We start from the raw sequence: 4,348 nt of genomic DNA, 5'->3' as shown, positions 1-4,348 counted from the left end.
GCGCGGCGCATGTCGCAGACGGCAGCGCACCTGGTCGACCGCGTCATCCCGCACGTGCCGGTGCGCCAGTGGGTGCTGTCGCTGCCGATCCCGCTGCGCGTGCTGCTGGCCGCGCAGCCCGAGCTGGTCACGCCGGTGCTGCAGGTGGTGCAGCGTTTGGTCACGCGGCATCTGTTGGACGCTGCCGGACTCAAGGCCGATGAAGGCCAGGGCGGCGCCGTCACGCTGATCCAGCGCTTCGGATCCGCTGCCAACCTCAACATCCACCTGCACTGTTTGGTGCTGGACGGGGTGTACCGCCGCGCCGCCGATGGCTCGCCGGCCTTCATCGAGGCGGCTTCGCCCACCGAGGACGAGCTGCATGCGCTGCTGCAGTCCGTGATCGAGCGCAGGGGCTGGTGACGCTGCCGATGGCGGCGGTGGGCTACGCGCTGCTGTGGATCGGTGACGCGGCCTTCGGCGGCGGCGCGCTGCAGATGCCCTTCGGCCCGCGCGCGTGTGAGTTCATCGGCCTGATGCTGGCCATCGGCCTGTTCGCCAGCTGGCTGGGCACGCTGTGCTGGAACGAAGCCAGCCAGCGCCTGCCCCCGGCGCTCGCCGGGCAGCTGATCGTCTTCGAGACGCTGGCCGCGCTGGCCTATGCGCTGGCGCTGCGCGGCCAGGCCCCCGCCCCGGGCGTGCTGCTGGGCGTGGTGCTGGGCGTGGTGCTGCTGGTGGCCGGCGTGCTGTGGGCGCTGCGCGTGAAGCCGCAGGCGGCCTGACAGGCCGAGGACGAGCCAGCCGACACACGCCGCGGAAGCCCGCGGCGGCCCGTCGCAACCCGCCGGCGCCGTGACCGCGGCAGCGGCCGGTGCCGGCTGGCGGTACGCCCGGTGTCGCCGGACGACACCGCAGCGAGCGCCGCTTGGTGGCCCGACCGGGCGCCCCGGAGACTGCGGCCGCCTGCGCTGCCAAGCCCGCAAGCGCACCCCGTCCCAACTGCCCGAGTAGCGCCTCATGCACACGATCCCGCATCTTCGACGCGTCCTGGCCAGCCTGGCCGTCGCGGCCACCGCCATCGGACTTACCGCCTGCGGCGGCGGCGGCTCGTCCGATTCCCCCGCGCCCCCGACCCCCGTCCCGACCCCAGCTCCTACCCAGGTACCGCGGCTGGACGAGTCGCGCTGCCCCTACACGCTGCACCCGAGCCAGCAGCTCAGCACGGGCGTGCGCTGCGGCGAGCTGGTCGTACTGCAGGATCGGAGCAACCCTTCCGGCCCGACCGTGCGCATCCCGTTCGCCGTGTTCAAGCCTGCGACGGCGTCCTCACGGGCGCCGGTGTTCTACCTGACCGGGGGGCCCGGCCAGACCTGGACCGAGGTGCTGGCACAGGTACCGGCAGGCTTCAGCCCCGGCTTCAACGGTGGCGCAAAGCTGCCCCGCGACGAGGTGGTGCTGGAGCAGCGTGGATCGATCGCCACCACGCCCGCACTGGCCTGCGCCAATACCGGGAGCTCGTGGGGACCGGAATCGTTCCGCGACCCGACAGCAGAGTTGTCGGTCGTGCTGCCGGCGCTCCAGGCCTGTGCCGACGGCCTCATCGCCAACGGTGTGCAGCCTCGGAACTTCACGACCGATGACATGGCCGACGACGTCGAGGACCTGCGCCGCCTGCTCGGCTACGACAAGGTGGTGCTCAACGGCGTCTCCTTCGGCACGAACTGGGGGCTCGCCATGCTGCGGCGCCACGGCACCCGCGTGGATTCCATGGTGCTCGATTCGGTTGTCAGCCCTGCGGTGTTCCCGCTGCGGGGTGATGCTCAGGCCTACGACTCGGCGCTCTCCGCCCTGGCTGCCGCCTGTGCGGCGCAGCCCGCCTGTGCGGCTCGGTACCCGGGCCTGGACGACCGCGTGTCGACCCTGTTCGACAGGCTGAACGCCATGCCGCTGCCTTGGCAGGGAGGTCCCGGTAATGAGGCCAATGCCAACGTGGCCTTGAGCGTTCTCGGGCAAACAGCAGCCTTCTCGCCATCGAGCTTCCCGAGGCTGGTGGCCGAGCTGGAGAGGTGGGTCAATGCCGGGCAGGTTCCCAGCACGCTGCCCCAATTCATCGAGGACATACTCATCGACGACAGCTCGCTCAGGCAGACCTTCGGTCAACTCTTGTCGGTGACCTGCGCGGACAACGCGACGACTACAGAGGCCGAACTGGCCGCCTCGGTCCTGCAAGTTCGCCCGTCGTTGCGGCCGGCCCGGACGTCAGTCAACCAGTCGATCTACGCCCTCTGCGGGGCCTGGCCTTACCGCAAGGACCTGCCGGCCAGCGCATTTCTGCCGGTGACGAGTGCGGTGAAGACGCTGATCCTGTCCGGCACCTTCGACCCCTTGACGCCGCCGTCCTGGGCCCAGCAGGTGGCCAGCACGCTGCCCAACACGACGGTGGTGAGCTTCCCGACGCGCGGCCACTCGGTGCAGAACGGCAGCGCCTGCTCCAATGCGATCGTGAGGGCTTTCCTCGCGGGTCAGGCGGTCGACCCGTCCTGCGCCGCGGCTGAGGCGCTCGCCTTCGAGTGACCCGAGAGCGTCATGGCTCAGCGCCTGCACGGGCTCGTTGCGCTGGCTTCGGCGACGCTGCTGACGGCCTGCGTCACCCCGACGTCCACCCCGGTGCCCGCGGGCGCCCAGCGGATGAACGCGAGCGAGATCGGTGCCCTGTTCGAACACCCCATCCAGCTCGACAGCGCCGTGCACGGCGGGCTCACGTACCGGTTCAGACCCGACGGCGAGCTGGCGGTCCAGATGCGGCTGCTCGTGCTGCGATGGAAGGGCGGCTGGCGGGTCACCAATGACGGCTTGTGCCTGTGGTTGCAAGGCGACCGGTGGAGCTGTGGCGCGCTGTACCAAATGGGCGGCGGCCGCTACTACTTCGATCTTCCGCACCAGGGGCAGGACTACAACACGCTGACCGTGCGCCGATAACCCATCGAGCCAGGGCGTGCCGTGCAGGGCAGATCCTCACCCATCTCGGGCTGGATCCGCAGCCACCGCCTCGGGGGCGGGCGCGCGAGGTGGTGCAGGGCTGAAGCCGCCCCGCCTGAACACCGTCTGGCCCGTGCTGGCCTTGATCGACACCGCTTCCGCAGACCTCCGCGTTGCCTGCGGCCGGGCGATGCTGCGCGCCCGGTGGGCGCGGCGTAGCCGGATGAGGGTCAACCCTGATATCGAGGCGGCAGATCAAGGCCAGACGAGACCCAGGGGGAGCGGCGGCACGGTCCGAATGGGCGCCGCTGCCACGATCTGCCACGATCTCACAGCCGCAGTCGGCCCTTCTTGGCTGGCTGGCTGGCCTCGGTCTGGTCGTCGGGCTTCAGGGGGCGTTTGAACTTCCTATGCGCCAAAGCGCCCCCCTTGGTTGAGGATAGCCTTGGTGAAGCACCTTTGGGTGGAGTGACTTGACAAGCTCAAGGAGCCGGCCCCGTGCATCAGACCCCGCACAGCACCCTCGAGCCCAGACTCGGACGGCTGGCCGCAATGGCCCTGTCGCTGGCGCCGATGGCAGCATCGGCGGCTGACGCGACCGCCGATTTTTCGATAGCGGCCAACCCGAACGGCGTATGGACTTACGGCTCTCTGAGTGCGGTCAGCGACACCAGTCTGACCGTATTCACGGTGGCCAACAGCAGCCCTGCCGCCCCTGGCCCATCGGGCTCCATCGACTTTTGGCAGGCTACCGGTGGTGATGGGCCGTCGGTGGGCAAGGCCGGCTCATCCGGCTGGAAGTGCTGTGGCACGGTGGATGTCGGGGCCAACACCCTGACGCTGCATCCGGGCAATGGAACCGAGAACTATGCCGTGATCCAGTACACGGCCCTCGTTTCGGGCGCGTTCCGGTTTTCCGGTTCCTTTTTTGGGCAAAACACCGTGGCCGGATCAACCGACGTGCACGTGCTGCAGGGTGGTGCCGCCATCTGGTCGGCCAACCTCATCGGCCCTCTGGCTGCCGCTCAGAGTTTCATGGGGACGGTGAACTGAACCGCACCGGGTTTCGAGGAGGCCTGTTGGCTTGAGTCAGACCGCCTTGGCCTGACGGTTTTGGGGTTCAGGTCTTCTCTCTTCCAGCCCCCCGCAGGGGCCGCCGGAGGCCCCCCGGTTGGGCCATGTACTCATGGTTCAACCCTCCTGCAGCGCCGCCTGTTCGGCAGGCTTCGTTGGTGCGGTGGCCTGGGCCTGCTCGCGCCAGTAGTGTGCCTCGGCCTCGGCCGGCGGGATGTAGCCGATGGGCTCAAGCAGGCGATGGTGGTTGAACCACGACACCCACTCCAGCGTCGCCAGCTCGACCGCCTCGCGCGTCTTCCACGGCCCGCGCCGG

Annotated in this window: 5 protein-coding genes and 1 pseudogene; 5 read left to right on the top strand and 1 reads right to left on the bottom strand. The window is 69.5% G+C overall.

Annotated elements, in window-relative coordinates; translation table 11 throughout:
- From O9280_RS17285 to O9280_RS17265, 5 genes are all read left to right on the top strand, one after another.
- Positions 1-402, top strand: a 402-nt coding sequence (locus O9280_RS17285; protein WP_298345790.1) for a transposase, incomplete at its 5' end; no start/stop codon positions are given.
- Positions 399-761 carry a hypothetical protein gene (locus O9280_RS17280; protein ID WP_298345787.1) on the top strand — a complete coding sequence of 121 codons (363 nt, stop codon included), beginning with the start codon at positions 399-401 and terminating at the stop codon, positions 759-761. The genes O9280_RS17285 and O9280_RS17280, both read left to right, overlap by 4 nt.
- Before the next feature lie 235 nt (positions 762-996).
- Positions 997-2,553 (top strand): alpha/beta fold hydrolase, encoded by a 1,557-nt coding sequence (locus O9280_RS17275; RefSeq protein WP_298345784.1) that lies wholly within the window; start codon positions 997-999, stop codon positions 2,551-2,553.
- Between the two features lie 12 nt (positions 2,554-2,565).
- A complete protein-coding gene (locus O9280_RS17270; RefSeq protein ID WP_298345781.1) occupies positions 2,566-2,958 on the top strand; it encodes a hypothetical protein in 393 nt (130 codons plus the stop codon).
- A 552-nt stretch (positions 2,959-3,510) separates the two neighbouring features.
- Positions 3,511-4,011: a hypothetical protein gene (locus O9280_RS17265; protein ID WP_298345778.1), complete on the top strand. Its 501-nt coding sequence runs from the start codon at positions 3,511-3,513 to the stop codon at positions 4,009-4,011.
- 138 nt (positions 4,012-4,149) lie between these two features.
- Here the strand turns inward: O9280_RS17265 and O9280_RS17260 are convergent.
- A pseudogene (locus O9280_RS17260) lies at positions 4,150-4,348 on the bottom strand (hypothetical protein); the annotation flags it as partial.

It is taken from the genome of Silanimonas sp., assembly GCF_027531545.1.
Lineage (GTDB): Bacteria > Pseudomonadota > Gammaproteobacteria > Xanthomonadales > Xanthomonadaceae > Silanimonas.
The sequence above is the reverse complement of the archived record's forward strand: the minus strand, read 5'-3'. Positions and strand labels throughout refer to the sequence as shown.

Bases quoted from the DNA above. Each gene is read 5' to 3' on its own strand.
- O9280_RS17275 (WP_298345784.1), top strand. From the start codon at position 997: ATGCACACGATCCCGCATCTTCGACGCGTCCTGGCCAGCCTGGCCGTC.
- O9280_RS17270 (WP_298345781.1), top strand. From the start codon at position 2,566: ATGGCTCAGCGCCTGCACGGGCTCGTTGCGCTGGCTTCGGCGACGCTG.
- O9280_RS17265 (WP_298345778.1), top strand. From the start codon at position 3,511: ATGGCCCTGTCGCTGGCGCCGATGGCAGCATCGGCGGCTGACGCGACC.